40 protein-coding genes are annotated in these 25,117 nt (G+C 51.5%); 35 read left to right on the top strand and 5 right to left on the bottom strand.

Annotated elements, in window-relative coordinates; genetic code table 11:
• Positions 1-18: 18 nt before the first annotated feature.
• The 3 genes from MUU51_RS11620 to MUU51_RS11630 all read right to left on the bottom strand — a co-directional run bounded on the left by MUU51_RS11620 (position 19) and on the right by MUU51_RS11630 (position 3,258).
• On the bottom strand, positions 19-237 hold the full coding sequence (locus MUU51_RS11620) for a YheU family protein (protein WP_110511763.1): 219 nt from the start codon (positions 235-237) through the stop codon (positions 19-21).
• Positions 234-1,256: a hydrolase gene (locus tag MUU51_RS11625; RefSeq protein WP_159769719.1), complete on the bottom strand. Its 1,023-nt coding sequence runs from the start codon at positions 1,254-1,256 to the stop codon at positions 234-236. Before MUU51_RS11625 ends, MUU51_RS11620 begins: the two co-directional genes overlap by 4 nt.
• A 97-nt stretch (positions 1,257-1,353) precedes the next feature.
• The gene (locus MUU51_RS11630; protein ID WP_159769722.1) at positions 1,354-3,258 is read right to left on the bottom strand and encodes an ABC transporter ATP-binding protein; all 1,905 of its coding nucleotides are present in this window, start codon (positions 3,256-3,258) and stop codon (positions 1,354-1,356) included.
• Positions 3,259-3,438: 180 nt separating this feature from the next.
• Here MUU51_RS11630 and kefG point away from each other — a divergent pair, with 180 nt between their 5' ends.
• The 4 genes from kefG to slyD all read left to right on the top strand — a co-directional run bounded on the left by kefG (position 3,439) and on the right by slyD (position 6,688).
• Positions 3,439-3,990 carry a glutathione-regulated potassium-efflux system ancillary protein KefG gene (gene kefG / locus MUU51_RS11635; protein WP_200849667.1) on the top strand — a complete coding sequence of 184 codons (552 nt, stop codon included), beginning with the start codon at positions 3,439-3,441 and terminating at the stop codon, positions 3,988-3,990.
• Positions 3,990-5,795, top strand: coding sequence for a glutathione-regulated potassium-efflux system protein KefB (gene kefB, locus MUU51_RS11640; protein WP_159769728.1), 1,806 nt, complete (start codon positions 3,990-3,992; stop codon positions 5,793-5,795). Before kefG ends, kefB begins: the two co-directional genes overlap by 1 nt.
• 10 nt (positions 5,796-5,805) lie before the next feature.
• The gene (locus MUU51_RS11645) at positions 5,806-6,006 is read left to right on the top strand and encodes a YheV family putative zinc ribbon protein (protein ID WP_110511758.1); all 201 of its coding nucleotides are present in this window, start codon (positions 5,806-5,808) and stop codon (positions 6,004-6,006) included.
• Between the two features lie 94 nt (positions 6,007-6,100).
• Positions 6,101-6,688, top strand: a complete 588-nt coding sequence (gene slyD, locus MUU51_RS11650; RefSeq protein WP_110511757.1) for a peptidylprolyl isomerase — start codon at positions 6,101-6,103, stop codon at positions 6,686-6,688.
• Between the two features lie 67 nt (positions 6,689-6,755).
• On the opposite strand, the gene MUU51_RS11655 is transcribed toward slyD, so the two are convergent.
• Positions 6,756-6,974 (bottom strand): protein SlyX, encoded by a 219-nt coding sequence (locus MUU51_RS11655; RefSeq protein ID WP_110511756.1) that lies wholly within the window; start codon positions 6,972-6,974, stop codon positions 6,756-6,758.
• A 215-nt stretch (positions 6,975-7,189) separates the two neighbouring features.
• Here MUU51_RS11655 and fkpA point away from each other — a divergent pair, with 215 nt between their 5' ends.
• The 11 genes from fkpA (at position 7,190) to bfr (ending at position 15,554) form a co-directional block, all read left to right on the top strand.
• Positions 7,190-8,041 carry an FKBP-type peptidyl-prolyl cis-trans isomerase gene (gene fkpA / locus MUU51_RS11660; RefSeq protein ID WP_258967802.1) on the top strand — a complete coding sequence of 284 codons (852 nt, stop codon included), beginning with the start codon at positions 7,190-7,192 and terminating at the stop codon, positions 8,039-8,041.
• Positions 8,042-8,336: 295 nt separating this feature from the next.
• Positions 8,337-9,059 carry a helix-turn-helix transcriptional regulator gene (locus MUU51_RS11665; RefSeq protein WP_125355799.1) on the top strand — a complete coding sequence of 241 codons (723 nt, stop codon included), beginning with the start codon at positions 8,337-8,339 and terminating at the stop codon, positions 9,057-9,059.
• The gene (gene tusD / locus MUU51_RS11670) at positions 9,059-9,445 is read left to right on the top strand and encodes a sulfurtransferase complex subunit TusD (protein WP_258967803.1); all 387 of its coding nucleotides are present in this window, start codon (positions 9,059-9,061) and stop codon (positions 9,443-9,445) included. Before MUU51_RS11665 ends, tusD begins: the two co-directional genes overlap by 1 nt.
• Positions 9,445-9,801 (top strand): sulfurtransferase complex subunit TusC, encoded by a 357-nt coding sequence (tusC, locus tag MUU51_RS11675; protein WP_159769737.1) that lies wholly within the window; start codon positions 9,445-9,447, stop codon positions 9,799-9,801. The genes tusD and tusC overlap by 1 nt, the downstream gene beginning before the upstream one ends.
• A 7-nt stretch (positions 9,802-9,808) precedes the next feature.
• A complete protein-coding gene (gene tusB, locus MUU51_RS11680) occupies positions 9,809-10,096 on the top strand; it encodes a sulfurtransferase complex subunit TusB (RefSeq protein WP_159769740.1) in 288 nt (95 codons plus the stop codon).
• Between the two features lie 122 nt (positions 10,097-10,218).
• Positions 10,219-10,593, top strand: coding sequence for a 30S ribosomal protein S12 (gene rpsL / locus MUU51_RS11685; protein ID WP_043956330.1), 375 nt, complete (start codon positions 10,219-10,221; stop codon positions 10,591-10,593).
• 95 nt (positions 10,594-10,688) lie between these two features.
• Complete coding sequence (gene rpsG, locus MUU51_RS11690; protein ID WP_110511749.1) at positions 10,689-11,159, top strand: 30S ribosomal protein S7; 471 nt, start codon at positions 10,689-10,691, stop codon at positions 11,157-11,159.
• A gap of 97 nt (positions 11,160-11,256) precedes the next feature.
• Entirely contained in the window at positions 11,257-13,371 is a 2,115-nt protein-coding gene (gene fusA / locus MUU51_RS11695; RefSeq protein WP_258967804.1) for an elongation factor G, read from the top strand.
• Positions 13,372-13,441: 70 nt separating this feature from the next.
• Positions 13,442-14,626: an elongation factor Tu gene (gene tuf, locus MUU51_RS11700; protein WP_258967805.1), complete on the top strand. Its 1,185-nt coding sequence runs from the start codon at positions 13,442-13,444 to the stop codon at positions 14,624-14,626.
• Between the two features lie 183 nt (positions 14,627-14,809).
• A complete protein-coding gene (gene bfd, locus MUU51_RS11705) occupies positions 14,810-15,004 on the top strand; it encodes a bacterioferritin-associated ferredoxin (protein ID WP_110512443.1) in 195 nt (64 codons plus the stop codon).
• A 73-nt stretch (positions 15,005-15,077) separates the two neighbouring features.
• Entirely contained in the window at positions 15,078-15,554 is a 477-nt protein-coding gene (bfr, locus tag MUU51_RS11710; protein WP_159776921.1) for a bacterioferritin, read from the top strand.
• Here bfr and MUU51_RS11715 read toward each other — a convergent pair.
• Complete coding sequence (locus MUU51_RS11715; RefSeq protein WP_258967806.1) at positions 15,538-16,017, bottom strand: prepilin peptidase; 480 nt, start codon at positions 16,015-16,017, stop codon at positions 15,538-15,540. The genes bfr and MUU51_RS11715 overlap by 17 nt on opposite strands.
• Before the next feature lie 375 nt (positions 16,018-16,392).
• On the opposite strand from MUU51_RS11715, the gene rpsJ reads away from it, so the two are divergent.
• The 20 genes from rpsJ to rpmD all read left to right on the top strand — a co-directional run bounded on the left by rpsJ (position 16,393) and on the right by rpmD (position 25,116).
• On the top strand, positions 16,393-16,704 hold the full coding sequence (gene rpsJ / locus MUU51_RS11720; RefSeq protein WP_001181005.1) for a 30S ribosomal protein S10: 312 nt from the start codon (positions 16,393-16,395) through the stop codon (positions 16,702-16,704).
• A 32-nt stretch (positions 16,705-16,736) separates the two neighbouring features.
• Positions 16,737-17,366 carry a 50S ribosomal protein L3 gene (gene rplC / locus MUU51_RS11725; protein WP_110512459.1) on the top strand — a complete coding sequence of 210 codons (630 nt, stop codon included), beginning with the start codon at positions 16,737-16,739 and terminating at the stop codon, positions 17,364-17,366.
• A 10-nt stretch (positions 17,367-17,376) separates the two neighbouring features.
• Complete coding sequence (gene rplD / locus MUU51_RS11730) at positions 17,377-17,982, top strand: 50S ribosomal protein L4 (protein WP_049839665.1); 606 nt, start codon at positions 17,377-17,379, stop codon at positions 17,980-17,982.
• Entirely contained in the window at positions 17,979-18,281 is a 303-nt protein-coding gene (gene rplW, locus MUU51_RS11735; RefSeq protein ID WP_110512461.1) for a 50S ribosomal protein L23, read from the top strand. Before rplD ends, rplW begins: the two co-directional genes overlap by 4 nt.
• Positions 18,282-18,298: 17 nt before the next feature.
• Entirely contained in the window at positions 18,299-19,120 is an 822-nt protein-coding gene (gene rplB / locus MUU51_RS11740; RefSeq protein ID WP_159762032.1) for a 50S ribosomal protein L2, read from the top strand.
• A gap of 16 nt (positions 19,121-19,136) precedes the next feature.
• The gene (gene rpsS / locus MUU51_RS11745; RefSeq protein ID WP_001138115.1) at positions 19,137-19,415 is read left to right on the top strand and encodes a 30S ribosomal protein S19; all 279 of its coding nucleotides are present in this window, start codon (positions 19,137-19,139) and stop codon (positions 19,413-19,415) included.
• Positions 19,416-19,429: 14 nt separating this feature from the next.
• Entirely contained in the window at positions 19,430-19,762 is a 333-nt protein-coding gene (gene rplV, locus MUU51_RS11750) for a 50S ribosomal protein L22 (protein ID WP_000448832.1), read from the top strand.
• Positions 19,763-19,779: 17 nt separating this feature from the next.
• Positions 19,780-20,478: a 30S ribosomal protein S3 gene (rpsC, locus tag MUU51_RS11755; RefSeq protein ID WP_006817277.1), complete on the top strand. Its 699-nt coding sequence runs from the start codon at positions 19,780-19,782 to the stop codon at positions 20,476-20,478.
• Between the two features lie 12 nt (positions 20,479-20,490).
• Positions 20,491-20,901: a 50S ribosomal protein L16 gene (gene rplP, locus MUU51_RS11760; protein WP_002919759.1), complete on the top strand. Its 411-nt coding sequence runs from the start codon at positions 20,491-20,493 to the stop codon at positions 20,899-20,901.
• A complete protein-coding gene (rpmC, locus tag MUU51_RS11765) occupies positions 20,901-21,092 on the top strand; it encodes a 50S ribosomal protein L29 (RefSeq protein ID WP_125355000.1) in 192 nt (63 codons plus the stop codon). The genes rplP and rpmC overlap by 1 nt, the downstream gene beginning before the upstream one ends.
• Positions 21,092-21,346 carry a 30S ribosomal protein S17 gene (gene rpsQ / locus MUU51_RS11770; RefSeq protein ID WP_110512464.1) on the top strand — a complete coding sequence of 85 codons (255 nt, stop codon included), beginning with the start codon at positions 21,092-21,094 and terminating at the stop codon, positions 21,344-21,346. The genes rpmC and rpsQ overlap by 1 nt, the downstream gene beginning before the upstream one ends.
• Before the next feature lie 164 nt (positions 21,347-21,510).
• On the top strand, positions 21,511-21,882 hold the full coding sequence (rplN, locus tag MUU51_RS11775; RefSeq protein WP_000613954.1) for a 50S ribosomal protein L14: 372 nt from the start codon (positions 21,511-21,513) through the stop codon (positions 21,880-21,882).
• A 10-nt stretch (positions 21,883-21,892) separates the two neighbouring features.
• Positions 21,893-22,207, top strand: coding sequence for a 50S ribosomal protein L24 (gene rplX, locus MUU51_RS11780; protein WP_159776919.1), 315 nt, complete (start codon positions 21,893-21,895; stop codon positions 22,205-22,207).
• A gap of 14 nt (positions 22,208-22,221) precedes the next feature.
• Positions 22,222-22,761 (top strand): 50S ribosomal protein L5, encoded by a 540-nt coding sequence (gene rplE, locus MUU51_RS11785; RefSeq protein WP_110512466.1) that lies wholly within the window; start codon positions 22,222-22,224, stop codon positions 22,759-22,761.
• Between the two features lie 14 nt (positions 22,762-22,775).
• On the top strand, positions 22,776-23,081 hold the full coding sequence (gene rpsN / locus MUU51_RS11790; RefSeq protein WP_074780832.1) for a 30S ribosomal protein S14: 306 nt from the start codon (positions 22,776-22,778) through the stop codon (positions 23,079-23,081).
• 33 nt (positions 23,082-23,114) lie between these two features.
• Positions 23,115-23,507, top strand: a complete 393-nt coding sequence (gene rpsH / locus MUU51_RS11795) for a 30S ribosomal protein S8 (RefSeq protein ID WP_097165001.1) — start codon at positions 23,115-23,117, stop codon at positions 23,505-23,507.
• A gap of 12 nt (positions 23,508-23,519) precedes the next feature.
• Complete coding sequence (rplF, locus tag MUU51_RS11800) at positions 23,520-24,053, top strand: 50S ribosomal protein L6 (RefSeq protein WP_110512467.1); 534 nt, start codon at positions 23,520-23,522, stop codon at positions 24,051-24,053.
• Positions 24,054-24,062: 9 nt separating this feature from the next.
• Positions 24,063-24,416 carry a 50S ribosomal protein L18 gene (rplR, locus tag MUU51_RS11805; RefSeq protein ID WP_006817270.1) on the top strand — a complete coding sequence of 118 codons (354 nt, stop codon included), beginning with the start codon at positions 24,063-24,065 and terminating at the stop codon, positions 24,414-24,416.
• Between the two features lie 14 nt (positions 24,417-24,430).
• Positions 24,431-24,931 carry a 30S ribosomal protein S5 gene (rpsE, locus tag MUU51_RS11810; RefSeq protein WP_002438697.1) on the top strand — a complete coding sequence of 167 codons (501 nt, stop codon included), beginning with the start codon at positions 24,431-24,433 and terminating at the stop codon, positions 24,929-24,931.
• A 5-nt stretch (positions 24,932-24,936) separates the two neighbouring features.
• Positions 24,937-25,116, top strand: a complete 180-nt coding sequence (rpmD, locus tag MUU51_RS11815; RefSeq protein ID WP_004846568.1) for a 50S ribosomal protein L30 — start codon at positions 24,937-24,939, stop codon at positions 25,114-25,116.
• Position 25,117 lies beyond the last annotated feature (1 nt).

Consider the following 25,117-nt stretch of genomic DNA (forward strand, 5'->3'; position numbering starts at 1 on the left):
CAATGGTTTTTATGATAGTCAGCCGTGGAATTGGGTACGAGGCATGATGTTGACCGTCTCGTGCAGTTCGGACCACACCAGAACGACATCCCCGCTTTTCAATTGTTGTTTTACGTCGGCGACCTTGTCTTCAAGCGAACGTTCATGTTCACCATAATCGGTGCCCTCGCGCAATACAAAGCTTTCAATCAGGCTATCGAGCGTTTCGGGAGCCAGATCTTGCCAGGGAATAATCATAACGGGGTTCCTAACCAACGAGTGAGCCAGGCGGGAATGCGTTTCTCCAGCCACATTTCAGGATGGCGCAGCGTACCGCCGACAAATCCAACGTGACCGCCATACTCCGTCAGCTGGTACTGAATATTGGCCGGAAGCTCTTCCTGAGACGGAATCGAGTGATGATCCATAAACGGGTCATCTTTGGCGTGAATGATTAACGTCGGTTTGGTTATCTGACTCAGCACCGGCATCGCACTGCATTGGCGGTAGTAATCAATCGCGTCAGCATAACCGTGAATTTTTGAGGTAATCAGATCATCAAATTCGCGAATACGGCGCACGCTTTTCAGACGTTTCAAATCCACCGGCAACGTTCCAGGATAAGCCTTCAGTTTGCGAGACGCATTGGCTTTCAGCAGGTTCAGCAGATAGCGCTGATACACGCGGGAGAAACCTTTATCCATATGATAGCTACAGGCTTCCAGCATGAATGGCGCGGAGACGATAACCGCGGCATCAAGTGGCGTATTGTCGCCTTCTTTTGCCAGCAGACAGCCCAGCATGTTGCCACCCAGCGAATAGCCCACTGCGGCCGTTGGGACGTCACCAAATTCACGGCGCAGCCAGGAGAGGAACCAGGTGCCGTCTTCGGTTTCACCCGAATGGTAGATGCGCTGAGCGCGGTTCGGTTCACCGCTACAGCCGCGGAAATGCATCACCACCCCAAGCCAGCCGCGCTGCTGCGCTGCGTGAATCAGACCGTGAGCGTAAGGGCTGTACAGGCTGCCTTCCAGGCCGTGAAACACCACCAGGCGAGGTTTATGCCGTGCCTGATTCGGATCTTCACTCCATGCCAGATCGACAAAATCCCCGTCAGGAAGCTCAAGACGCTGCCAGTGCGGGGTGAACAACACTTTACGACGGATGAGACGCGGCAGCATGGTCTGCAAATGGCAGTTGCGCACGCCTTTCATCGGCACAAAGGTGTCGTTCTCTTCTGGAGGTACTTCAAAGTCTACGGGGGTTACCTGAGCCATACCTTTACGCTGCTATCGTGAAAAAACGCTCTACTATACCGTCATGACGGATATGTGTTTGTGAAAATGAGCCGCAGTGCGCTTTCGTTGAGTTAAATCACTCTTCCTGAAGCATCTGTTCCAGCTGCTCGTGTGCATCCAGCCACGCCATTTCGCACTCTTCCAGCCCTGATTTCGCCGTGGCCTGCTGTTGCAGACACTCGGTGAGCTCCGCTTTGCGTGCCTGATCATACAGCCCGCTGTCGCCGAGTTTTTCTTCTGCCGCCGCAAGTCTGGTATTGAGCTTTTCCATCTCTTTTTCCAGACGGGTAATCTCTTTACGCAGCGGCTGCGTCAGGGTGCGCAGTTCCGCATCACGACGTTTCTGATCTTTACGTGCCTGAGCGCTGTTGGCGTTGTCTTTTGGCGCGTCATCAGACTGACTTTCCTGCTTTTGAACATCGCTCAGCCACTGCTGATAATCTTCAAGATCGCCATCGAAAGGTTCCACTTTCGCATCGTGAACCAGATACAGATCGTCGGTGGTGGAGCGCAACAGGTGACGGTCGTGCGAGACCACAACCAGCGCGCCTTCGAATTCAATCAGCGCTTCAGTCAGCGCCTGACGCATGTCGAGATCCAGGTGGTTCGTCGGTTCATCGAGCAGCAGCAGGTTCGGGCGCTGCCAGACGACCAGCGCCAGCACCAGACGGGCTTTTTCACCGCCGGAGAAGCGACGCGTTTCTTCGCTGACTTTATCGCCCTGGAAACCAAAGCCGCCGAGATAATCGCGCAGCTGTTGTTCCAGCACTTGCGGCGCCAGACGCACCAGATGCTGCAGCGGCGATTCGTCGGCGCGTAAAAATTCCAGCTGATGCTGGGCGAAGTAGCCGAGTTTAATACCCTTCGCCAGACCCATCTCTCCGCTCTGGGCTTCCAGCTCACCGGCCAGAAGTTTAATCAGCGTCGATTTACCCGCGCCGTTGCGACCTAAAAGGCCTATGCGTGAGCCGGGTACGAGATTGAGTTTAATCGAATCCAGAATGGTGCGATCGCCATAGCCCGCGCTGACTTTTTCCATTTTCAGTAATGGATTGGGCAGGCTTTCCGGTTCGCGGAAGCTGAACTGGAACGGGTTATCGACGTGCGCCGGAGCAATCAGCTCCATGCGTTCCAGCATCTTCACGCGGCTTTGCGCCTGTTTAGCTTTAGACGCTTTCGCTTTAAAGCGGTCAATAAAGCTCTGCAGGTGCGCCACTTTTTGCTGTTGGCTTTCGTACATAGACTGCTGCTGAGACAGGCGAGTTGCGCGCTGGATCTCAAACGAGGAGTAGTTGCCGGTGTACTCAAACATCGCCTGTTGTTCGATATGAATGATTTTGCCGACCACCGGGTCGAGGAAATCGCGGTCATGGGAAATCAGGATTAGCGTGCCCTGATAGCTTTTCAGCCATTTTTCCAGCCAGATTACAGCGTCGAGATCGAGGTGGTTAGTCGGTTCATCGAGCAGGAGCAGATCAGAACGACAAATCAGCGCCTGCGCCAGGTTGAGGCGCATACGCCAGCCGCCGGAGAAGGAGCTGGTTGGACGCTCGAGCTGTTCATTGCTGAAGCCCAGACCGTGCAACAGGCTGGAGGCGCGGGCGCGTATAGTCCACGCATCAATGGCATCCAGTTTGCCGTGTACGGTGGCGATGGCGTGACCGTCGTTGCGCTCGTTGGCGGCATTCAGTTCGGCTTCAAGTTGCCGATATTCGCGGTCGCCATCAATCACATAGTCGAGAGCGGGCTGAGGGAGGGCAGGTGTTTCCTGATTCACCCACGCCAGCTGCCAGTTTCCCGGATAGGTGAAACTGCCGCCATCGGCGCTGATCTCGTTTTTTAGCAGCGACAGCAGCGTGGATTTGCCGCAGCCGTTTTTCCCCACCAGACCAACTTTTTGCCCAGGGTTAATAGTGGCTGTGGCGTTATCCAACAGGACACGCACGCCGCGACGAATTTGTAACGAGGAGAAAACAATCATAAGGCGCCGTATGTTCAGACTATGTTAAATTGTCATTATGATAATGTAGTGTGGTGAACCCAACGCTACATCGGGCGGCAATGGTAGCCCAAAACAACAACGATAGACAAAAGCATTCAGGCGCATCTCGTAACATGGGGTGCGAAAAGACCTGTCTGCTCATTGACCGGGAGGGGAATGATGTCAGAGACAGCAAAAGTTTTGCTGCTGTATGCCCATCCGGAATCTCAGGACTCGGTGGCCAACCGGGTTTTGCTTAAGCCGGCTCAACAGCTTGAAAACGTGACCGTACATGATTTGTACGCGCACTACCCTGATTTTTTTATCGACATACCGCGCGAGCAAAAGCTGCTCCAGGAGCATGACGTTATCGTGTTCCAGCACCCGCTTTATACCTATAGCTGTCCGGCTCTGTTGAAAGAGTGGCTCGATCGCGTTCTTAGCCGCGGTTTCGCCAGTGGCCCTGGAGGGAATCAACTGGCGGGAAAGTACTGGCGTAGCGTGATAACCACCGGCGAACCGGAAAGTGCGTATCGCCACGACTCCCTCAATCGCTATTCGATGAGCGACGTTTTGCGTCCTTTTGAGCTGACGGCCGCGATGTGTCGTATGCACTGGATGAATCCGATTATTGTTTACTGGGCGCGTCGGCAGCCGCCGGAAGCATTGGCGAGCCATGCCAGAGCTTACGGTGACTGGCTGGCGAATCCTGTCACGCCGGGAGGTCGCTAATGGAAGGAACGGATTTGCTGCTGGCAGGCGTGCTGTTCCTGTTCGCCGCAGTTGCCGCGGTGCCACTGGCCTCACGTTTAGGTATTGGTCCGGTCCTGGGCTATCTGTTGGCGGGGATCGCCATCGGCCCGTGGGGCTTGGGCTTCATCAGCGATGTGGATGAAATTCTGCACTTCTCCGAACTCGGCGTGGTATTCCTGATGTTTATCATTGGGCTGGAGCTGAATCCGTCTAAGCTTTGGCAGTTGCGACAATCCATTTTTGGCGTGGGCGCGGCGCAGGTTCTTTTAAGTGCGGCGATCCTCACCGGCTTGCTGATGCTGACCAACTTCTCCTGGCAGGCTGCGGTGATCGGCGGGATCGGGCTGGCGATGTCTTCGACGGCGATGGCGTTGCAGCTAATGCGCGAGAAAGGCATGAACCGCAACGAGGCGGGTCAACTAGGCTTCTCGGTGCTGCTTTTCCAGGACTTAGCGGTGATCCCAGCGTTGGCGCTGGTGCCGCTGTTGGCGGGGGCTGGTGACGAACATCCGGACTGGATCAAAATCGGCATGAAGGTGCTGGCGTTTGTCGGCGTGTTAATTGGCGGACGCTACTTGCTTCGCCCGGTGTTCCGCTATATCGCAGGCTCCGGCGTGCGTGAAGTGTTTACCGCGGCTACGCTGCTGCTGGTGCTTGGCTCGGCCCTGTTTATGGATGCCCTGGGTCTGTCGATGGCGCTCGGTACGTTTCTCGCGGGTGTTCTGTTGGCGGAAAGTGAGTACCGTCACGAGCTGGAAATCGCCATTGAGCCGTTCAAGGGCCTGCTGCTGGGACTGTTCTTTATCTCCGTCGGCATGGCGTTGAATATTGGGATTTTGTATACCCATATCTTGCTGGTGCTGGTGGGTGTGATTGTGCTGGTGGCGGTGAAGTCACTGGTGCTTTACGTGCTGGCTCGGATCTACGGCCTGCGCAGTTCCGAGCGCATGCAGTTTGCCGTGGTGCTGAGTCAGGGCGGGGAATTTGCCTTTGTGCTGTTCTCTGCTGCGTCGTCGCAGCGGTTGTTCCACCATGACCAGATGGCACTGCTGTTGGTGACGGTGACGATGTCGATGATGACCACGCCGCTGCTGATGAAAATCGTCGATAAGGTGCTTTCTCGCCGCATCAATAGTCCGGAGGAAGAAGACGAGACGCCGTGGGTGGAAGATGATAAACCGCAGGTAATTGTGGTTGGCTTTGGCCGTTTTGGTCAGGTTATTGGCCGTTTGTTGATGGCCAATAAGATGCGTATCACCGTGCTGGAGCGCGACATCAGTGCGGTTAATCTGATGCGCAAATACGGGTATAAAGTGTATTACGGCGATGCCACTCAGATTGAGCTTCTGCGTTCGGCAGGCGCGGAAGAGGCGGAGTCTATCGTTATCACCTGTAACGGACCTGAAGACACCATGAAGCTGGTGGAAATTTGCCAGCAGCACTTCCCGCATCTGCATATTTTGGCCCGTGCTCGTGGCCGTGTGGAAGCGCATGAACTTTTACAGGTGGGCGTGAAACAGTTCTCCCGTGAGACGTTTTCCAGTGCGCTGGAACTGGGGCGCAAAGCGCTTATTACACTCGGGATGCATCCGCATCAGGCGCATCGTGCACAGCTTCACTTCCGACGTCTGGACATGCGCATGCTGCGCGAACTGATGCCGGTCCATAGCGATATCCAGCAAATTTCCCGTGTGCGGGAAGCCCGGCGCGAGCTGGAAGAGATTTTCCAACGCGAAATGCAGCAGGAACGACGCCAGCTGGATGGCTGGGACGAATTTGAATAGAAGGTGAAAAATGGCAGTCCGTAAACGTTTTATCGCCGGGGCAAAATGTCCGGCATGTCAGGCGCAGGATTCACTGGCCATCTGGCGCGAGAACAATGTCGATATTGTTGAATGTGTTAAGTGCGGTCACCAAATGCGAGAGGCGGACAAGCAAGCGCGCGAGCACGTTCGCAAAGACGAACAGGTGATTGGTATTTTTCATCCAGAGTAGCGATCTCCGCTGTCTTTTTTTAAGCTAAGGGGTACACGGGTGCAGAATTCCGCTACAATCTGCGCCACTATTCTTCCCATGCTCAGGAGATATCATGAAAGTAGCAAAAGACCTGGTGGTTAGCCTGGCCTATCAGGTACGTACAGAAGACGGTGTATTGGTTGATGAGTCTCCGGTAAGTGCGCCGCTCGACTACCTGCATGGTCACGGCTCCCTGATCTCTGGCCTGGAAAAAGCGCTGGAAGATCACGAAGTAGGCGATAAGTTTGACGTTGAAGTTGGCGCGAACGACGCTTACGGTCAGTATGATGAAAACCTGGTACAGCGTGTACCGAAAGACGTCTTCATGGGCGTTGAAGAGCTGCAGGTTGGCATGCGTTTCCTGGCTGAAACAGACCAGGGCCCGGTTCCGGTTGAAATCACCGAAGTTGAAGACGACCATGTCGTTGTCGACGGTAACCACATGCTGGCTGGCCAGAATCTGAAATTCCATGTTGAAGTCATTGCGCTGCGTGAAGCAACTGAAGAAGAACTGGCTCATGGCCACGTTCACGGTGCGCACGACCATCACCACGATCACGACCATGAAGGCGGTTGCTGCGGCGGCCACGGTCACGATCACGGCGACCAGGAACAGGGTAAAGGCGGTTGTGGCGGTAACGGCGGCTGCGGTTGCCACTGATCATCCACTTAGGGTGATAATAAAAAAGCGTGCATGGCACGCTTTTTTTTCATCCTGATGTTTTATATCAGTAATGTGGCGGTGGAGTTTCTTCGGTCTGTGACGCCATGTGTGACGGTTGGCTGGACTTCAGTTTTTCAACCATAAGGCGCATGTTGTCACGCATTTTGGCCATTTCCATCTCGTGGGAGGTCACCGTCTGGTTGAGGTCTTCAATGGTGATTTCCTGAAACGCCACTCGGCTCTCAAGCTCTGCCAGACGCGCTTCTAATGTTATCTCGCTCATGATTCACCTCATATGTCATTCTGCGGCGGATTCTACTGGACTTTTCCCGCACGTGCAGCCACATAACGAGTCTAACGAAACTTATTTACACAAAAATAGTCTTAAAAGATTCGAGATTACAGAGCGTTCGTATGTAGATTTGTTCGACAACGATTTATAGTACGCTACTCATTTAATAAACCCTGGGGTGAGATGCCCCGGCCCTGGAGAAATGGATGAAATCACTGTTTAAAGTAACGCTTCTGGCGACAACGATGGCCGTTGCCCTGAATGCACCGCTGACTTTTGCCGCAGATGCTGCCGCTGCAAAAACAGCTCCAGCTGCTGACGCCGCTAAAGCCGCACCGGCTGCCCTCAACGCTGCATTCAAAAACGACGACCAGCAATCCGCATATGCACTGGGTGCATCGCTCGGTCGTTACATGGAAAATTCTCTGAAAGAACAGGAAAAACTGGGCATCAAACTGGATAAAGCTCAGCTGATCGCGGGTGTTCAGGATGCGTTTGCAGATAAGAGCAAACTGTCCGATCAGGAAATCGAGCAGACTCTGCAGACTTTCGAGACTCGCGTAAAAACTGCTGCACAGCAGAAAATGGAAAAAGACGCGACTGATAACGAAGCGAAAGGTAAAACCTTCCGCGACACCTTCGCTAAAGAAAAAGGCGTGAAAACCTCTTCTACGGGTCTGATGTATAAAGTAGAGAAAGAAGGGACCGGCGACGCGCCGAAAGACAGCGACACCGTAGTGGTGAACTACAAAGGTACGCTTATCGACGGTAAAGAGTTTGATAACTCTTACACCCGTGGTGAACCGCTGTCATTCCGTCTGGACGGTGTTATCCCTGGCTGGACTGAAGGCCTGAAAAACATCAAGAAAGGCGGCAAGATCAAGCTGGTCATTCCACCGGCACTGGCTTATGGCAAAACTGGCGTTCCGGGTATTCCGGCTAACTCCACTCTGGTCTTCGATGTTGAGCTGCTTGATATCAAACCAGCACCGAAAGCAGAAGCCGCTCCGGCTGCTGCCGCAGACGACAAAGCTGCAGCTGACACCAGTAAGAAATAAGCGTTTGAAAGCCGCCGTCCGAAAGGGCGGCGGTTTTTTATTGGGCGCAATAATGACTCTAAATAATTCGAGTTGCAGGAAGGCGGCAAGCCTGAGCGTCCTCAAGAGCTTACTCAAGTAAGTGACTGAGGCGAGCAGGTGAAGCCAACGTACATGCAACTTGAAGTATGACGAGTATAATTAAGACTGGAAAGTGCCTGGTGTGCGTATTACTTTAGATGCCTCAATTTTGATGATGATAATGAGCCTGCCCTGACAACAAACGACAGGCTCCTGAAAAGGAGTGCTTTTTTTCATGTCCAGGTCGCTTTTAACCAACGAAACCAGTGAGCTCGATTTACTGGATCAACGTCCTTTCGACCAGACCGATTTTGATATTTTGAAATCTTACGAAGCGGTTGTGGACGGGTTAGCGATGCTCATTGGCTCCCATTGCGAAATCGTGCTGCACTCTTTGCAGGATCTCAAATGTTCCGCCATCCGTATTGCCAACGGTGAACACACCGGCCGTAAAATCGGCTCTCCTATTACTGATTTAGCGCTACGCATGCTTCATGACATGACCGGCGCAGACAGTAGCGTATCCAAATGCTATTTCACTCGCGCGAAAAGCGGCGTGCTGATGAAGTCTGTCACGATCGCTATCCGCAATCGTGAACAGCGTGTGATTGGGCTGCTGTGTATCAACATGAATCTTGATGTCCCGTTCTCGCAAATCATGGGCACCTTTATTCCGCCGGAAATCCCGGAAGTGAACTCCCAGGTGAACTTTGCTTCCTCCGTGGAAGACCTTGTGACTCAGACGCTGGAATTCACCATCGAAGAGGTCAACGCCGATCGCAACGTTTCTAACAATGCCAAAAATCGCCAGATCGTGCTTAACCTCTACGAGAAAGGAATTTTCGATATCAAAGACGCTATCAACCAAGTCGCCGATCGTTTGAATATTTCCAAACACACCGTCTATCTCTACATCCGCCAGTTCAAAAGTGGCGATTTCCAGGGGCAAGATAAGTAATGCGTTTTGCCCTGATGGTGACGGGCCCAGCCTACGGCACCCAGCAGTCCAGCAGTGCATGGCAGTTTGCGAACGCCGTGCTGGCTGAAGGGCATGAACTCGTGAGCGTGTTCTTCTATCGTGAAGGGGTTTATAACGCCAACCAGCTTACCGCGCCGGCAAATGATGAGTTTGATGTGGTACGGGCCTGGCAGTCTCTGCATGAAAAACATGGTGTGGCGCTGCATATCTGTGTCGCCGCGGCGTTACGTCGTGGGGTGACCGAAGAAACCGAAGCGAAACAGCTCGGTTTGACTGGTTTCAATCTGCAGCCTGGCTTCACGTTAAGTGGGCTGGGTGCGCTGGCTGAGGCCTCCCTGACCTGCGATCGAATGGTGCAATTCTGATGAAACGCGTAGCCTATGTCTTTATGACCGCCCCGCACGGTAGCAGTGCCGGAAGGGAAGGGCTTGATGCGTTGCTGGCAACTTCGGCGCTAACAGAAGAGATTGGCGTCTTTTTTGTCGGTGACGGTGTGTTCCAGCTTCTCAGTAACCAACATCCTGCAAACATTCTGGCTCGCGACTACATTCCTACTTTTAAGCTGATGGCGCTCTATGACATCGAAAACTGCTGGCTATGCGCCGCTTCGCTGCGCGAGCGTGGTTTGAGTGAATCTTCTTTTATTATTGAGTCAGAAATTCTGGAGCCTGTTTTGCTCCGTCAGCGGCTCGATGATTACGATGTGATTTTGCGATTCTGAGGTAACGATGCTGCATACCCTTAGCCACTCTCCCTGGCAACATGATATCAGCGCCCAGCTTCGTTTAGTCAGCCCGGGCGATGACCTGCTGCTACTGTCAGACGGCGTCATTGCTGCCCTGGACGGTTGCCGCTTCCTTGATATTCTCCGCGCCGCCCCCATATCTCTGTATGCGTTAGATGAGGACATTGAGGCCCGCGGCCTCGCTGGTCAAATTTCGAGCGCTGTCGTCAGGGTTAGCTATAATGACTTCGTCAGACTCACGATCCAGCATCCGGGACAACTCACCTGGTAACAGAGATCGTTGTATATTTCTTGACACCTTTTCGGCGTGGCCCTAAAATTTCGCGTCCTCATATTATATGAGGCGATTTATTACGTGTTTACGAAGCAAAAGCTAAAACCAGGAGCTATTTAATGGCAACAGTAAATCAGCTGGTTCGCAAACCACGCACTCGCAAAGTTGCTAAAAGCAACGTGCCTGCGCTGGAAGCCTGCCCGCAGAAACGTGGCGTATGTACTCGTGTATATACCACCACTCCTAAGAAACCTAACTCCGCACTGCGTAAAGTTTGCCGTGTGCGTCTGACTAACGGTTTCGAAGTCACCTCCTACATCGGCGGTGAAGGTCACAACCTGCAGGAACACTCCGTGATCCTGATCCGTGGCGGTCGTGTAAAAGACCTTCCGGGTGTTCGTTACCATACCGTTCGTGGTGCGCTTGACTGCTCCGGTGTTAAAGACCGTAAGCAAGCTCGTTCCAAGTATGGTGTGAAGCGTCCTAAGGCTTAATGGATTCCGTTAAGTAAGGCCAAACGTTTTATATTAATGTCAAAACTAAACTCTTTGAGTTTTGGACAATCCTGAATTAACAACGGAGTATTCCCATGCCACGTCGTCGCGTCATTGGTCAGCGTAAAATCCTGCCGGATCCTAAGTTCGGATCAGAACTGCTGGCTAAATTTGTCAACATCCTGATGGTAGATGGTAAAAAATCTACTGCAGAATCAATCGTATACAGCGCGCTGGAGACCCTGGCTCAGCGTTCTGGAAAAAATGAACTGGAAGCTTTCGAAGTCGCTCTCGACAACGTGCGCCCGACTGTAGAAGTTAAGTCTCGCCGCGTTGGTGGTTCTACTTATCAGGTTCCAGTTGAAGTTCGTCCGGTTCGTCGTAATGCCCTGGCAATGCGTTGGATCGTAGAAGCTGCTCGTAAACGCGGTGATAAATCAATGGCCCTGCGTCTGGCGAACGAACTCACTGATGCTGCAGACAACAAAGGTACTGCAGTTAAGAAACGTGAAGACGTTCACCGTATGGCAGAAGCCAACAAGGCGTTCGCTCACTACCGTTGGTAATCCCTTCGGAGTGTTAGTCCCCAGGCGAGCGCTTCAGATAAGTTGCTCGCTTTGGGTTACTTAATCAGAACGTCTAAAGAAATAAACGAGGAATCAAATGGCTCGTACAACACCCATCGCACGCTACCGTAACATTGGTATCAGTGCGCACATCGACGCCGGTAAAACCACTACTACCGAACGTATCCTGTTCTACACCGGTGTAAACCATAAAATCGGTGAAGTACACGACGGCGCCGCAACCATGGACTGGATGGAGCAGGAGCAGGAGCGTGGTATTACCATTACCTCCGCAGCAACTACTGCATTCTGGTCTGGTATGGCGAAGCAGTATGAACCGCATCGCGTAAACATCATCGACACCCCGGGCCACGTTGACTTCACCATCGAAGTTGAACGTTCCATGCGTGTTCTTGACGGTGCGGTAATGGTTTACTGCGCAGTTGGTGGTGTTCAGCCGCAGTCTGAAACCGTATGGCGTCAGGCGAACAAATACAAAGTTCCACGCATCGCGTTCGTTAACAAAATGGACCGTATGGGTGCTAACTTCCTGAAAGTTGTTGGTCAGATCAAATCCCGTCTGGGCGCGAACCCTGTTCCGCTGCAGCTGGCGATTGGTGCTGAAGAAGGTTTCACCGGTGTTGTTGACCTGGTGAAAATGAAAGCCATCAACTGGAACGAAGAAGACGCGGGTGTAACTTTCACCTACGAAGATATCCCAGCAGAAATGCAGGACCTGGCTGACGAATGGCACCAGAACCTGATCGAATCCGCTGCGGAAGCTTCCGAAGAGCTGATGGAAAAATACCTGGGCGGCGAAGAGCTGACCGAGGAAGAAATCAAGATTGCTCTGCGTCAGCGCGTTCTGAACAACGAAATCATCCTTGTTACCTGTGGTTCTGCATTTAAGAACAAAGGTGTTCAGGCGATGCTGGATGCGGTAATTGATTACCTGCCATCCCCAGTTGACGTACCTGCGATCAACGGTCTGCTGGACGACGGTAAAGACACCCCGGCTGAGCGTCACGCAAGTGATGAAGAGCCGTTCTCTGCACTGGCGTTCAAAATCGCAACCGACCCATTCGTGGGTAACCTGACGTTCTTCCGCGTGTACTCTGGCGTGGTTAACTCTGGTGACACTGTTTATAACCCAGTGAAATCGGCTCGTGAGCGTTTTGGTCGTATCGTTCAGATGCACGCTAACAAACGTGAAGAGATCAAAGAAGTTCGCGCAGGCGACATCGCTGCAGCAATCGGTCTGAAAGACGTGACCACAGGTGACACCATCTGTGATCCGGACAACGTGATCATTCTGGAGCGTATGGAATTCCCAGAACCGGTAATCTCCATCGCCGTTGAGCCGAAAACCAAAGCTGACCAGGAAAAAATGGGTCTGGCTCTGGGTCGTCTGGCTAAAGAAGACCCGTCATTCCGCGTATGGACTGACGAAGAGTCTAACCAGACCATCATCGCTGGTATGGGCGAGCTGCACCTCGACATCATCGTTGACCGCATGAAGCGTGAATTCAACGTTGAAGCGAACGTCGGTAAACCTCAGGTTGCTTACCGCGAAGCGATTCGCGCGAAAGTTACCGATATCGAAGGTAAACACGCCAAGCAGTCTGGTGGTCGTGGTCAGTACGGTCATGTTGTTATCGACATGTACCCACTGGAGCCGGGCTCAAATCCGAAAGGCTACGAGTTCGTCAACGACATCAAAGGTGGTGTAATTCCTGGTGAATTCATCCCTGCCGTTGATAAAGGCCTCCAGGAGCAGCTGAAAGCTGGTCCACTGGCTGGTTACCCGGTTGTTGATCTCGGCGTGCGTCTGCACTTCGGTTCATACCATGACGTTGACTCCTCTGAGCTGGCGTTTAAACTGGCTGCTTCTATCGCCTTCAAAGATGGCTTTAAGAAAGCAAAACCAGTTCTGCTTGAGCCTATCATGAAGGTTGAAGTTGAAACTCCAGAAGAGAACACCGGTGATGTTATCGGTGACCTTAGCCGTCGTCGTGGTCAGCTGAAAGGTCAGGAATCTAACGCTACTGGCGTTCAGATTCACGCTGAAGTTCCGCTGTCTGAAATGTTCGGATATGCAACTCAGCTGCGTTCTCTGACCAAAGGTCGTGCTTCTTACTCCATGGAGTTCTTGAAGTACGACGACGCGCCGAACAACGTTGCTCAGGCCGTTATCGAAGCTCGTGGCAAATAAGCCGCAAGGTTAAAACTAATGTCCCGTGCTCTCTCCTTGAGGGGAGAGCACTATAGTAAGGAATATAGCCGTGTCTAAAGAAAAATTTGAACGTACAAAACCGCACGTCAACGTTGGTACTATCGGCCACGTCGACCATGGTAAAACTACTCTGACTGCAGCAATCACCTCCGTACTGGCTAAGACCTACGGCGGCGCTGCTCGCGCATTCGACCAGATCGATAACGCACCAGAAGAAAAAGCTCGTGGTATCACCATCAACACTTCCCACGTTGAATATGACACCCCGACTCGCCACTACGCACACGTAGACTGCCCAGGCCACGCCGACTATGTTAAAAACATGATCACCGGTGCTGCGCAGATGGATGGCGCTATCCTGGTTGTTGCTGCGACTGATGGCCCTATGCCACAGACTCGTGAGCACATCCTGCTGGGTCGTCAGGTAGGCGTTCCTTTCATCATCGTGTTCCTGAACAAATGTGACATGGTTGATGACGAAGAGCTGCTGGAACTGGTTGAGATGGAAGTTCGTGAACTCCTGTCCCAGTACGATTTCCCAGGCGACGACACACCTATCGTTCGTGGTTCCGCGCTGAAAGCGCTGGAAGGCGAAGCTGAGTGGGAAGCTAAAATCATCGAACTGGCTGGTTTCCTGGATTCTTACATCCCAGAACCAGAACGTGCGATCGACAAGCCATTCCTGCTGCCAATCGAAGACGTATTCTCCATCTCCGGCCGTGGTACTGTTGTTACCGGTCGTGTAGAGCGCGGTATCGTTAAAGTTGGTGAAGAAGTAGAAATCGTTGGTATCAAAGAAACTGCGAAAACTACCTGTACTGGCGTTGAAATGTTCCGCAAACTGCTGGACGAAGGCCGTGCTGGTGAGAACGTTGGTGTTCTGCTGCGTGGTATCAAACGTGAAGAAATCGAACGTGGTCAGGTTCTGGCCAAGCCGGGTTCAATCAACCCGCACACCAAGTTCGAATCTGAAGTGTACATCCTGTCCAAAGATGAAGGCGGCCGTCATACTCCGTTCTTCAAAGGCTACCGTCCACAGTTCTACTTCCGTACAACTGACGTGACCGGTACCATCGAACTGCCAGAAGGCGTTGAGATGGTAATGCCAGGCGACAACATCAAAATGGTTGTTACCCTGATCCACCCAATCGCGATGGATGACGGTCTGCGTTTCGCAATCCGTGAAGGCGGCCGTACTGTAGGTGCGGGCGTTGTTGCTAAAGTCATCAGCTAATTACTCGTTAATTAGTTTTGACTAAAAAAGGGCGCTTCGGCGCCCTTTTCGCTATTTATAATTTACCACTGACACAGTTGTTTTCATTTTGTCCGCTTTCTCCCGCACCGGTTCCATAATTGTGCTATTGTAATCATAACTATTCTCATTTACACTTTGAGCATAAATTGAACGGGAGCGATCATGTACGTTTGTTTGTGTAATGGTGTAAGCGATAAAAAAATTCGTCAGGCTGTTCGCCAGTTTCATCCGCAATCTTTTCAACAACTCCGCAAGTTCATTCCCGTGGGAAATCAATGTGGTAAGTGCATTCGCGCCGCGCGCGAGATTATGCAGGACGAATTAACTCAGATGCCGGAATTTAAAGAGATAGCATGAGCCTTCGGTCTTTTTTTTGACATCCCTGTAGCCCGTTCTACGCTTCTATGAGTGGAAGCGGAGGGACTATATAATGAAAGGTGATGTTAAAATCATAAGTTATCTCAATAAATTATTGGGAAATGAGCTTGTCGCAATCAATCAATACTTTCTCCATGCGAGAATGTTCAAAAACTGGGGCCTGACGCGCCTCAATGATGTCGAATACCATGAATCCATCGATGAGATGAAACACGCCGATAAATATATCGAACGTATTTTATTTCTTGAAGGCCTTCCTAATCTGCAGGATCTCGGCAAGCTTGGCATTGGTGAAGATGTCGAAGAAATGCTGCAGTCTGACCTCAGGCTTGAACTCGAGGGTGCCAAAGATCTCCGTGAGGCAATCGCCTATGCTGACACCGTTCATGATTATGTCAGCCGCGATATGATGATTGAAATCCTGGCCGATGAGGAAGGACACATCGACTGGCTTGAAACAGAACTCGATCTGATTGGTAAGTTGGGAATTCAAAACTACCTGCAATCCCAGATCAAAGTGGAAGAATAGTCCACCACGTCTGAAAGCCAATAAGCAGACCCGCTGCGCTCAGAAATGGGCCAAACCGTAGCGGGTTTTTTAATGCCTGGCCTGAGCGAGCGATGATCGCTTCGAAGCACACAAAAAGCAGCGCGGTAGCCGTCGCGATTGTTATCAGCACCGGCAGCTGCTGCCATCCATGCCATGCCCCGAGAGCCGCAAAGAATTTCACATCACCATAGCCTAGCCCTTCTTTATGCCGAATTCCCTTATAGAGCCAGTACAGACCAGCCAGACTGCAGTAGCCCGCGATTGCCCCAATTACGGAAGAGGGCAGGTGTTGGGGTTTAATCACCACATAAAACAGCATCCCACACCAGAGTAACGGACAAACCAGACGATCTGGAAGCAGGCCAGTTTTGTAGTCATACCAGGCAAGTAGACCTGTTAATACGCAGTAGATAACGATGAAGGGGAGGGCGGTGACTGGCATAGGCTTTACCTGAATGAGCAGAAGCCGTGAGTATTCTCAGAAACCGATTCATAGACAAACACGGAAAGTCAGATCGTCGAGAACGCTTCCACAGTGTGCGTTACTGATGCGTTCAATACAGAAGTACTTGCGCACGAGGCCGCAGATTACAGATGGCGTATTTATAAACACTGCTTGCGTCGTGGCCAGATTTACGTATAATGCGCGGGCTTGTCAAAATTGACGGCGGGTTCGATATGAACTCCGACAATGTTGTTTGTTGTCGACAATGTTCCCAATTGGGGAACTACGCAAGAACGGTTACGCTCCCCCATCAATCGTAATGGGTGTGAGGAGTGGCCATTTCGTTTATAAAATAATTGGAGCTCTGGTCTCATGCAGAACCAAAGAATCCGTATCCGCCTTAAAGCGTTTGATCATCGTCTGATTGATCAATCAACCGCGGAAATCGTCGAGACTGCCAAGCGCACTGGTGCGCAGGTACGCGGTCCGATCCCGCTGCCGACCCGCAAAGAGCGCTTTACCGTTCTGATCTCTCCGCACGTTAACAAAGACGCGCGTGATCAGTACGAGATTCGCACTCACAAGCGTCTGGTTGACATCGTTGAGCCAACCGAGAAAACCGTTGATGCTCTGATGCGTCTGGACCTGGCTGCCGGTGTAGACGTGCAGATCAGCCTGGGTTAATCAGGTCATCGAGCGATTGAGAGGTTGATACAATGATTGGTTTAGTCGGTAAAAAAGTGGGTATGACCCGCATCTTCACTGAAGATGGCGTATCTATCCCAGTAACCGTAATCGAAGTTGAAGCAAACCGTGTTACTCAGGTTAAAGACCTGGCTAACGACGGCTACCGTGCTGTTCAAGTTACCACCGGTGCTAAAAAAGCTAGCCGCGTAACTAAGCCGGAAGCAGGTCACTTCGCTAAAGCTGGCGTAGATGCTGGCCGTGGTCTGTGGGAATTCCGCCTCGCTGAAGGCGAAGAGTTCACCGTAGGTCAGGACATTAGCGTTGAACTGTTTGCTGAAGTTAAAAAAGTTGACGTAACCGGTACCTCTAAAGGTAAAGGTTTCGCCGGTACCGTTAAGCGCTGGAACTTCCGTACCCAGGACGCTACTCACGGTAACTCCTTGTCCCACCGTGTTCCGGGTTCTATCGGTCAGAACCAGACTCCGGGCAAAGTGTTCAAAGGCAAGAAGATGGCAGGTCAGCTGGGTAATGAACGCGTTACCGTTCAGAGCCTGGACGTAGTACGTGTTGACGCTGAGCGCAACCTGCTGCTGGTTAAAGGTGCTGTTCCCGGTGCAACCGGTAGCGACCTGATCGTTAAACCAGCTGTGAAGGCGTGAGGAGATAGCAATGGAATTAGTATTGAAAGACGCGCAGAGCGCGCTGACTGTTTCCGAAACTACCTTCGGTCGTGACTTCAACGAAGCGCTGGTTCACCAGGTTGTTGTTGCTTATGCAGCTGGTGCTCGTCAGGGTACTCGTGCTCAGAAGACCCGTGCTGAAGTAACTGGATCCGGTAAAAAGCCGTGGCGCCAGAAAGGTACCGGCCGTGCGCGTTCAGGTTCTGTAAAGAGCCCGATCTGGCGTTCCGGTGGTGTAACCTTCGCTGCACGCCCGCAGGACCACAGTCAAAAAGTTAACAAAAAGATGTACCGCGGCGCGCTGAAAAGCATTCTGTCCGAACTGGTACGTCAGGATCGTCTGATCGTTGTCGAGACGTTCTCTGTAGAAGCGCCTAAAACTAAGCTGCTGGCACAGAAACTGAAAGACATGGCTCTGGAAGATGTATTAATCATCACCGGTGAGCTGGACGAGAACCTGTTCCTGGCCGCACGTAACCTGCACAAGGTTGACGTACGTGACGCGACTGGTATCGACCCGGTTAGCTTGATCGCCTTCGACAAAGTCGTAATGACTGCCGATGCTGTTAAGCAAGTTGAGGAGATGCTGGCATGATTCGTGAAGAACGTTTGCTGAAAGTGCTTCGTGCACCGCACGTTTCTGAAAAAGCGTCTGCTGCGATGGAAAAAACCAATACCATCGTTCTCAAAGTTGCTATAGACGCGACTAAAGCAGAAGTTAAAGCTGCTGTGCAGAAACTGTTTGAAGTCAAAGTTGATACCGTACGTACCCTGGTCGTTAAAGGCAAGGTGAAGCGTCACGGACAGCGTGTCGGTCGTCGTAGCGACTGGAAAAAAGCTTACGTCACCCTGGAAGAAGGCCAGAATCTGGACTTCGTTGGCGGCGCTGAGTAAGTCGGAGGAGTAATACAATGGCAGTTGTTAAATGTAAACCGACATCTCCGGGTCGTCGTCACGTAGTTAAAGTGGTCAACCCTGAGCTGCACAAGGGCAAACCTTTTGCTCCGCTGCTGGAAAAAAACAGCAAATCCGGTGGTCGTAACAACAATGGCCGTATCACCACTCGTCATATTGGTGGTGGTCACAAGCAGGCATACCGTATTGTTGACTTCAAACGCAACAAAGATGGTATCCCGGCAATTGTTGAACGTCTTGAGTACGATCCGAACCGTTCCGCGAACATCGCGCTGGTTCTGTACAAAGATGGCGAACGCCGTTACATCCTGGCCCCTAAAGGCCTGAAAGCTGGCGACCAGATTCAGTCTGGCGTTGATGCTGCAATCAAAGCAGGCAACACCCTGCCGATGCGCAATATCCCGGTTGGTTCTACCGTTCATAACGTAGAAATGAAACCAGGTAAAGGCGGTCAGCTGGCACGTTCCGCTGGTACTTACGTTCAGATCGTTGCTCGTGATGGTGCTTATGTCACCCTGCGTCTGCGTTCTGGTGAAATGCGTAAAGTCGAAGCAGACTGCCGTGCAACCCTGGGCGAAGTTGGCAATGCTGAGCATATGCTGCGCGTTCTGGGTAAAGCAGGTGCTGCACGCTGGCGTGGTATTCGCCCTACCGTTCGCGGTACTGCGATGAACCCAGTCGACCACCCACATGGTGGTGGTGAAGGTCGTAACTTTGGTAAGCACCCGGTAACTCCGTGGGGCGTTCAGACCAAAGGTAAGAAGACCCGCAGCAACAAGCGTACTGATAAATTTATCGTACGTCGCCGTAGCAAATAATATTAGAGGATAAGCCATGCCACGTTCTCTCAAGAAAGGTCCTTTTATTGACCTGCACTTGCTGAAGAAGGTAGAGAAAGCGGTGGAAAGCGGTGACAAGAAGCCCCTGCGCACTTGGTCCCGTCGTTCAACGATCTTTCCTAACATGATCGGTTTGACCATCGCTGTCCATAATGGTCGTCAGCACGTTCCGGTATTTGTTTCCGACGAAATGGTCGGTCACAAACTGGGTGAATTCGCACCGACTCGTACTTATCGCGGCCATGCTGCTGATAAAAAAGCGAAGAAGAAATAAGGTAGGAGGAAGAGATGGAAACTTTAGCTCAACATCGCCATGCTCGTTCTTCTGCTCAGAAGGTTCGCCTTGTTGCTGACCTGATTCGCGGTAAGAAAGTGTCGCAGGCCCTGGATATTCTGACCTACACCAATAAGAAAGCGGCTGTACTGGTCAAGAAGGTTCTGGAATCTGCCATTGCTAACGCTGAACACAACGATGGCGCTGACATTGACGATCTGAAAGTTACGAAGATTTTCGTAGACGAAGGCCCTAGCATGAAGCGCATTATGCCTCGTGCAAAAGGTCGTGCAGATCGCATCCTGAAGCGCACCAGCCACATTACTGTGGTTGTGTCCGATCGCTGAGACTCTGGAGACTAGCAATGGGTCAGAAAGTACATCCTAATGGTATTCGCCTGGGTATTGTAAAACCTTGGAACTCTACCTGGTTTGCGAACACCAAAGAATTCGCTGACAACCTGGACAGCGATTTTAAAGTACGTCAGTACCTGACTAAGGAACTGGCAAAAGCGTCCGTATCTCGTATCGTAATCGAGCGTCCAGCTAAGAGCATCCGTGTGACTATTCACACTGCTCGCCCTGGCATCGTTATCGGTAAGAAAGGCGAAGACGTAGAAAAACTGCGCAAGGTCGTAGCGGATATCGCTGGCGTTCCTGCACAGATCAATATCGCCGAAGTTCGTAAGCCAGAACTGGACGCAAAATTGGTTGCTGACAGCATCACTTCTCAGCTGGAACGTCGCGTTATGTTCCGTCGTGCTATGAAGCGTGCTGTACAGAACGCAATGCGTCTTGGCGCTAAAGGGATTAAAGTTGAAGTTAGCGGCCGTCTGGGCGGCGCGGAAATCGCACGTACCGAATGGTACCGCGAAGGTCGCGTACCTCTGCACACTCTGCGTGCTGACATTGACTACAACACCTCTGAAGCGCACACCACTTACGGTGTAATCGGCGTTAAGGTATGGATCTTCAAAGGCGAGATCCTGGGTGGTATGGCTGCTGTTGAACAACCGGAACCGGCTGCTCAACCTAAAAAGCAGCAGCGTAAAGGCCGTAAATAAGGAGCGTCGCTGATGTTACAACCAAAGCGTACAAAATTCCGTAAAGTGCACAAAGGCCGCAACCGTGGTCTGGCGCAGGGTACGGATGTTAGCTTCGGCACTTTCGGTCTGAAAGCTGTTGGCCGTGGTCGTCTGACTGCACGTCAGATCGAAGCAGCACGTCGTGCTATGACCCGTGCAGTTAAGCGTCAAGGTAAGATCTGGATCCGTGTATTCCCGGACAAACCGATCACCGAGAAGCCGCTGGAAGTTCGTATGGGTAAAGGTAAAGGTAACGTGGAGTATTGGGTTGCCTTGATTCAGCCGGGTAAAGTCCTGTATGAAATGGACGGTGTTCCGGAAGAGCTGGCCCGTGAAGCCTTCGGCCTGGCAGCAGCGAAACTGCCTATCAAAACCACCTTTGTAACTAAGACGGTGATGTAATGAAAGCAAATGAGCTGCGTGAAAAGAGCGTTGAAGAGCTGAACACCGAGCTGCTTAACCTGCTGCGCGAGCAATTCAACCTGCGTATGCAGGCTGCAAGCGGCCAGCTGCAACAGACTCACCTGCAGAAGCAGGTTCGTCGTAATATTGCACGTGTTAAGACTTTACTGACTCAGAAGGCGGGTGCGTAATGACCGATAAAATCCGTACTCTGCAAGGTCGCGTTGTCAGCGATAAAATGGAGAAATCCATTGTTGTTGCCATCGAACGTGTTGTGAAGCACCCGATCTACGGGAAATTCATCAAGCGTACGACCAAACTGCACGTACATGACGAGAACAACGAATGTGGTATCGGCGACGTGGTAATTATCCGCGAATGCCGTCCACTGTCCAAGACTAAGTCCTGGACGCTGGTTCGCGTTGTAGAGAAAGCGGTTCTGTAATAGAGTACGCATTCTCAAACGAATAAACGGCTCAGAAATGAGCCGTTTATTTTTTCTACCCATATTCTGGAACCGGTGTTATAATGCCGCGCCCCCGATATGGGGTTTTTTAACGGCTCTGAATTTAGGGTCTCAGTAGTAGTTGACATTAGCGGAGCACTAAAATGATCCAAGAACAGACTATGCTGAACGTCGCCGACAACTCCGGTGCGCGTCGCGTAATGTGTATCAAGGTTCTGGGTGGCTCGCACCGTCGCTACGCAGGCGTCGGCGATATCATCAAGATTACCATCAAGGAAGCAATTCCACGTGGTAAGGTGAAAAAAGGCGATGTGCTGAAAGCGGTAGTGGTGCGCACCAAGAAGGGTGTTCGTCGCCCGGACGGTTCTGTCATTCGCTTCGATGGTAATGCATGCGTTATTTTAAACAATAACAGCGAGCAGCCAATCGGCACGCGTATTTTTGGGCCGGTAACTCGTGAACTGCGTAATGAAAAGTTCATGAAAATTATCTCTCTGGCACCAGAAGTACTCTAAGGAGCGAATCATGGCAGCGAAGATCCGTCGTGATGACGAAGTTATCGTGTTAACCGGTAAAGATAAAGGTAAACGCGGTAAAGTAAAAAATGTCCTGTCTTCCGGCAAGGTCATTGTTGAAGGTATCAACCTGGTTAAGAAACATCAGAAGCCGGTTCCGGCCCTGAACCAACCAGGTGGCATTGTTGAGAAAGAAGCTGCGCTTCAGATCTCTAACATTGCAATCTTCAATGCGGCAACCGGCAAGGCTGACCGTGTAGGCTTTAGATTCGAAGACGGCAAAAAAGTCCGTTTCTTCAAGTCTAACAGCGAAACTATCAAGTAATTTGGAGTAGTACGATGGCGAAACTGCATGATTACTACAAAGACGAAGTAGTTAAGAAACTCATGACTGAGTTTAGCTACAATTCTGTCATGCAAGTCCCTCGGGTCGAGAAGATCACCCTGAACATGGGTGTTGGTGAAGCGATCGCTGATAAGAAACTGCTGGATAATGCAGCAGCTGATTTGACAGCTATCTCCGGTCAAAAGCCGTTGATCACCAAAGCACGCAAATCAGTTGCAGGCTTCAAAATCCGTCAGGGCTATCCGATCGGCTGTAAAGTAACTCTGCGTGGCGAACGCATGTGGGAGTTCCTTGAGCGCCTGATCACTATTGCTGTTCCACGTATTCGTGACTTCCGCGGCTTGTCCGCTAAGTCTTTCGATGGTCGTGGTAACTACAGCATGGGTGTCCGTGAGCAGATCATCTTCCCAGAAATCGACTATGACAAAGTCGACCGCGTTCGTGGTTTGGATATTACCATTACCACTACTGCGAATTCTGATGAAGAAGGCCGTGCTCTGCTGGCTGCCTTTGACTTCCCGTTCCGCAAGTAAGGTAGGGTTACTTAATGGCTAAGCAATCAATGAAAGCACGCGAAGTTAAACGCGTAGCTTTAGCTGAAAAATACTTCGCGAAACGCGCTGAACTGAAAGCGATCATCTCTGATGTAAACGCTTCTGACGAAGATCGTTGGAACGCAGTTCTCAAGCTGCAAAGTCTGCCGCGTGATTCCAGCCCGTCCCGTCAGCGTAACCGCTGCCGCCAGACTGGTCGTCCACATGGTTATGTGGGCAAGTTCGGGTTGAGCCGTATCAAGCTTCGTGAAGCCGCAATGCGCGGTGAAGTACCTGGCTTGAAAAAGGCTAGCTGGTAATTGTCACCAATTGAATCACGGGAGTAAAGACAGATGAGCATGCAAGATCCGATCGCGGATATGCTGACCCGTATCCGTAACGGTCAGGCCGCGAACAAAGCTGCGGTCACCATGCCTTCCTCCAAGCTGAAAGTGGCAATTGCCAACGTGCTGAAGGAAGAAGGTTTTATTGAAGAATTTAAAGTTGAAGGCGACACCAAGCCGGAACTGGAAGTGACGCTTAAGTACTTCCAGGGTAAAGCTGTTGTAGAAAGCATTCAGCGTGTCAGCCGCCCAGGTCTGCGCATCTATAAGAAAAAAGATGAGCTGCCGAAAGTTATGGCGGGTCTGGGTATCGCAGTTATTTCTACCTCTAAAGGTGTTATGACTGATCGTGCAGCGCGCCAAGCTGGTCTTGGTGGCGAAATTATCTGCTACGTAGCCTAATCGGAGGAAAAAATGTCTCGTGTTGCTAAAGCACCGGTCGTTGTTCCTGCCGGCGTTGATGTAAAAATCGACGGTCAGGTTATTACGATCAAAGGTAAAAACGGCGAGCTGACTCGTACTCTCAACGCTGCTGTTGAAGTTAAACATGCTGATAATGCTCTGACCTTCGGTCCACGTGATGGTTTCGTGGATGGTTGGGCTCAGGCTGGTACCGCGCGTGCCCTGCTGAACTCAATGGTTGTCGGTGTTACCGAAGGCTTCACTAAGAAGCTGCAGCTGGTTGGTGTAGGTTATCGTGCAGCGATCAAAGGGAACGCAGTAAACCTGTCTTTAGGTTTCTCGCACCCTGTTGAACATCAGCTGCCAGCAGGTATTACTGCAGAATGTCCGACTCAAACTGAAATCGTGCTGAAAGGCGCTGATAAGCAGGTGATCGGTCAGGTTGCAGCAGATCTGCGCGCCTACCGTCGTCCTGAGCCTTATAAAGGCAAGGGTGTTCGTTACGCCGACGAAGTCGTGCGTACCAAAGAGGCTAAGAAGAAGTAAGGTAACACTATGGATAAGAAATCTGCTCGTATCCGTCGTGCGACCCGCGCACGCCGCAAGCTCCAAGAGCTGGGCGCAACTCGCCTGGTGGTACATCGTACCCCGCGTCATATTTACGCACAGGTAATTGCACCGAACGGTTCTGAAGTTCTGGTAGCTGCTTCTACTGTAGAAAAAGCTATCTCTGAACAACTGAAGTACACCGGTAACAAAGACGCTGCAGCAGCTGTGGGTAAAGCTGTCGCTGAACGCGCTCTGGAAAAAGGCATCAAAGATGTTTCCTTTGACCGTTCCGGGTTCCAATATCATGGTCGTGTCCAGGCACTGGCAGATGCTGCCCGTGAAGCTGGCCTCCAGTTCTAAGGTAGAGGTGTAAGATGGCTCACATCGAAAAACAAGCTGGCGAACTGCAGGAAAAGCTGATCGCGGTTAACCGCGTATCTAAAACCGTTAAAGGTGGTCGTATTTTCTCCTTCACAGCTCTGACTGTAGTTGGTGATGGTAACGGCCGCGTAGGTTTTGGTTACGGTAAAGCGCGTGAAGTTCCAGCAGCGATCCAGAAAGCGATGGAAAAAGCCCGTCGCAATATGATTAACGTCGCGCTGAACCACGGCACCCTGCAACACCCTGTAAAAGGTGTTCACACGGGTTCTCGTGTATTCATGCAGCCGGCTTCTGAAGGTACCGGTATCATCGCCGGTGGTGCAATGCGCGCCGTCCTGGAAGTCGCTGGAGTTCATAACGTTCTGGCTAAAGCGTATGGTTCCACCAACCCGATTAACGTGGTTCGTGCAACTATCGATGGCCTGGAAAATATGAATTCTCCAGAAATGGTCGCTGCCAAGCGTGGTAAATCCGTTGAAGAAATTCTGGGGTAATGACCATGGCAAAGACTATTAAAATTACTCAAACCCGCAGTGCAATCGGTCGTCTGCCGAAACATAAGGCAACGCTGCTTGGCCTGGGTCTGCGTCGTATTGGCCACACCGTGGAACGCGAGGATACTCCCGCTGTTCGTGGTATGGTCAACGCGGTTTCCTACATGGTTAAAGTTGAGGAGTAAG

The sequence above is a fragment of the Scandinavium manionii genome (assembly GCF_024764775.1).
Taxonomy (GTDB): Bacteria; Pseudomonadota; Gammaproteobacteria; order Enterobacterales; family Enterobacteriaceae; genus Scandinavium; species Scandinavium manionii.

What these genes read in the sequence shown, in the direction of transcription:
- MUU51_RS11620 (WP_110511763.1), bottom strand. Translation starts at nt 237, where the DNA reads ATGATTATTCCCTGGCAAGATCTGGCTCCCGAAACGCTCGATAGCCTG.
- MUU51_RS11625 (WP_159769719.1), bottom strand. Translation starts at nt 1,256, where the DNA reads ATGGCTCAGGTAACCCCCGTAGACTTTGAAGTACCTCCAGAAGAGAAC.
- MUU51_RS11630 (WP_159769722.1), bottom strand. Translation starts at nt 3,258, where the DNA reads ATGATTGTTTTCTCCTCGTTACAAATTCGTCGCGGCGTGCGTGTCCTG.
- kefG (WP_200849667.1), top strand. Translation starts at nt 3,439, where the DNA reads ATGTCAGAGACAGCAAAAGTTTTGCTGCTGTATGCCCATCCGGAATCT.
- kefB (WP_159769728.1), top strand. Translation starts at nt 3,990, where the DNA reads ATGGAAGGAACGGATTTGCTGCTGGCAGGCGTGCTGTTCCTGTTCGCC.
- MUU51_RS11645 (WP_110511758.1), top strand. Translation starts at nt 5,806, where the DNA reads ATGGCAGTCCGTAAACGTTTTATCGCCGGGGCAAAATGTCCGGCATGT.
- slyD (WP_110511757.1), top strand. Translation starts at nt 6,101, where the DNA reads ATGAAAGTAGCAAAAGACCTGGTGGTTAGCCTGGCCTATCAGGTACGT.
- MUU51_RS11655 (WP_110511756.1), bottom strand. Translation starts at nt 6,974, where the DNA reads ATGAGCGAGATAACATTAGAAGCGCGTCTGGCAGAGCTTGAGAGCCGA.
- fkpA (WP_258967802.1), top strand. Translation starts at nt 7,190, where the DNA reads ATGAAATCACTGTTTAAAGTAACGCTTCTGGCGACAACGATGGCCGTT.
- MUU51_RS11665 (WP_125355799.1), top strand. Translation starts at nt 8,337, where the DNA reads ATGTCCAGGTCGCTTTTAACCAACGAAACCAGTGAGCTCGATTTACTG.
- tusD (WP_258967803.1), top strand. Translation starts at nt 9,059, where the DNA reads ATGCGTTTTGCCCTGATGGTGACGGGCCCAGCCTACGGCACCCAGCAG.
- tusC (WP_159769737.1), top strand. Translation starts at nt 9,445, where the DNA reads ATGAAACGCGTAGCCTATGTCTTTATGACCGCCCCGCACGGTAGCAGT.
- tusB (WP_159769740.1), top strand. Translation starts at nt 9,809, where the DNA reads ATGCTGCATACCCTTAGCCACTCTCCCTGGCAACATGATATCAGCGCC.
- rpsL (WP_043956330.1), top strand. Translation starts at nt 10,219, where the DNA reads ATGGCAACAGTAAATCAGCTGGTTCGCAAACCACGCACTCGCAAAGTT.
- rpsG (WP_110511749.1), top strand. Translation starts at nt 10,689, where the DNA reads ATGCCACGTCGTCGCGTCATTGGTCAGCGTAAAATCCTGCCGGATCCT.
- fusA (WP_258967804.1), top strand. Translation starts at nt 11,257, where the DNA reads ATGGCTCGTACAACACCCATCGCACGCTACCGTAACATTGGTATCAGT.
- bfd (WP_110512443.1), top strand. Translation starts at nt 14,810, where the DNA reads ATGTACGTTTGTTTGTGTAATGGTGTAAGCGATAAAAAAATTCGTCAG.
- bfr (WP_159776921.1), top strand. Translation starts at nt 15,078, where the DNA reads ATGAAAGGTGATGTTAAAATCATAAGTTATCTCAATAAATTATTGGGA.
- MUU51_RS11715 (WP_258967806.1), bottom strand. Translation starts at nt 16,017, where the DNA reads ATGCCAGTCACCGCCCTCCCCTTCATCGTTATCTACTGCGTATTAACA.
- rpsJ (WP_001181005.1), top strand. Translation starts at nt 16,393, where the DNA reads ATGCAGAACCAAAGAATCCGTATCCGCCTTAAAGCGTTTGATCATCGT.
- rplC (WP_110512459.1), top strand. Translation starts at nt 16,737, where the DNA reads ATGATTGGTTTAGTCGGTAAAAAAGTGGGTATGACCCGCATCTTCACT.
- rplD (WP_049839665.1), top strand. Translation starts at nt 17,377, where the DNA reads ATGGAATTAGTATTGAAAGACGCGCAGAGCGCGCTGACTGTTTCCGAA.
- rplW (WP_110512461.1), top strand. Translation starts at nt 17,979, where the DNA reads ATGATTCGTGAAGAACGTTTGCTGAAAGTGCTTCGTGCACCGCACGTT.
- rplB (WP_159762032.1), top strand. Translation starts at nt 18,299, where the DNA reads ATGGCAGTTGTTAAATGTAAACCGACATCTCCGGGTCGTCGTCACGTA.
- rpsS (WP_001138115.1), top strand. Translation starts at nt 19,137, where the DNA reads ATGCCACGTTCTCTCAAGAAAGGTCCTTTTATTGACCTGCACTTGCTG.
- rplV (WP_000448832.1), top strand. Translation starts at nt 19,430, where the DNA reads ATGGAAACTTTAGCTCAACATCGCCATGCTCGTTCTTCTGCTCAGAAG.
- rpsC (WP_006817277.1), top strand. Translation starts at nt 19,780, where the DNA reads ATGGGTCAGAAAGTACATCCTAATGGTATTCGCCTGGGTATTGTAAAA.
- rplP (WP_002919759.1), top strand. Translation starts at nt 20,491, where the DNA reads ATGTTACAACCAAAGCGTACAAAATTCCGTAAAGTGCACAAAGGCCGC.
- rpmC (WP_125355000.1), top strand. Translation starts at nt 20,901, where the DNA reads ATGAAAGCAAATGAGCTGCGTGAAAAGAGCGTTGAAGAGCTGAACACC.
- rpsQ (WP_110512464.1), top strand. Translation starts at nt 21,092, where the DNA reads ATGACCGATAAAATCCGTACTCTGCAAGGTCGCGTTGTCAGCGATAAA.
- rplN (WP_000613954.1), top strand. Translation starts at nt 21,511, where the DNA reads ATGATCCAAGAACAGACTATGCTGAACGTCGCCGACAACTCCGGTGCG.
- rplX (WP_159776919.1), top strand. Translation starts at nt 21,893, where the DNA reads ATGGCAGCGAAGATCCGTCGTGATGACGAAGTTATCGTGTTAACCGGT.
- rplE (WP_110512466.1), top strand. Translation starts at nt 22,222, where the DNA reads ATGGCGAAACTGCATGATTACTACAAAGACGAAGTAGTTAAGAAACTC.
- rpsN (WP_074780832.1), top strand. Translation starts at nt 22,776, where the DNA reads ATGGCTAAGCAATCAATGAAAGCACGCGAAGTTAAACGCGTAGCTTTA.
- rpsH (WP_097165001.1), top strand. Translation starts at nt 23,115, where the DNA reads ATGAGCATGCAAGATCCGATCGCGGATATGCTGACCCGTATCCGTAAC.
- rplF (WP_110512467.1), top strand. Translation starts at nt 23,520, where the DNA reads ATGTCTCGTGTTGCTAAAGCACCGGTCGTTGTTCCTGCCGGCGTTGAT.
- rplR (WP_006817270.1), top strand. Translation starts at nt 24,063, where the DNA reads ATGGATAAGAAATCTGCTCGTATCCGTCGTGCGACCCGCGCACGCCGC.
- rpsE (WP_002438697.1), top strand. Translation starts at nt 24,431, where the DNA reads ATGGCTCACATCGAAAAACAAGCTGGCGAACTGCAGGAAAAGCTGATC.
- rpmD (WP_004846568.1), top strand. Translation starts at nt 24,937, where the DNA reads ATGGCAAAGACTATTAAAATTACTCAAACCCGCAGTGCAATCGGTCGT.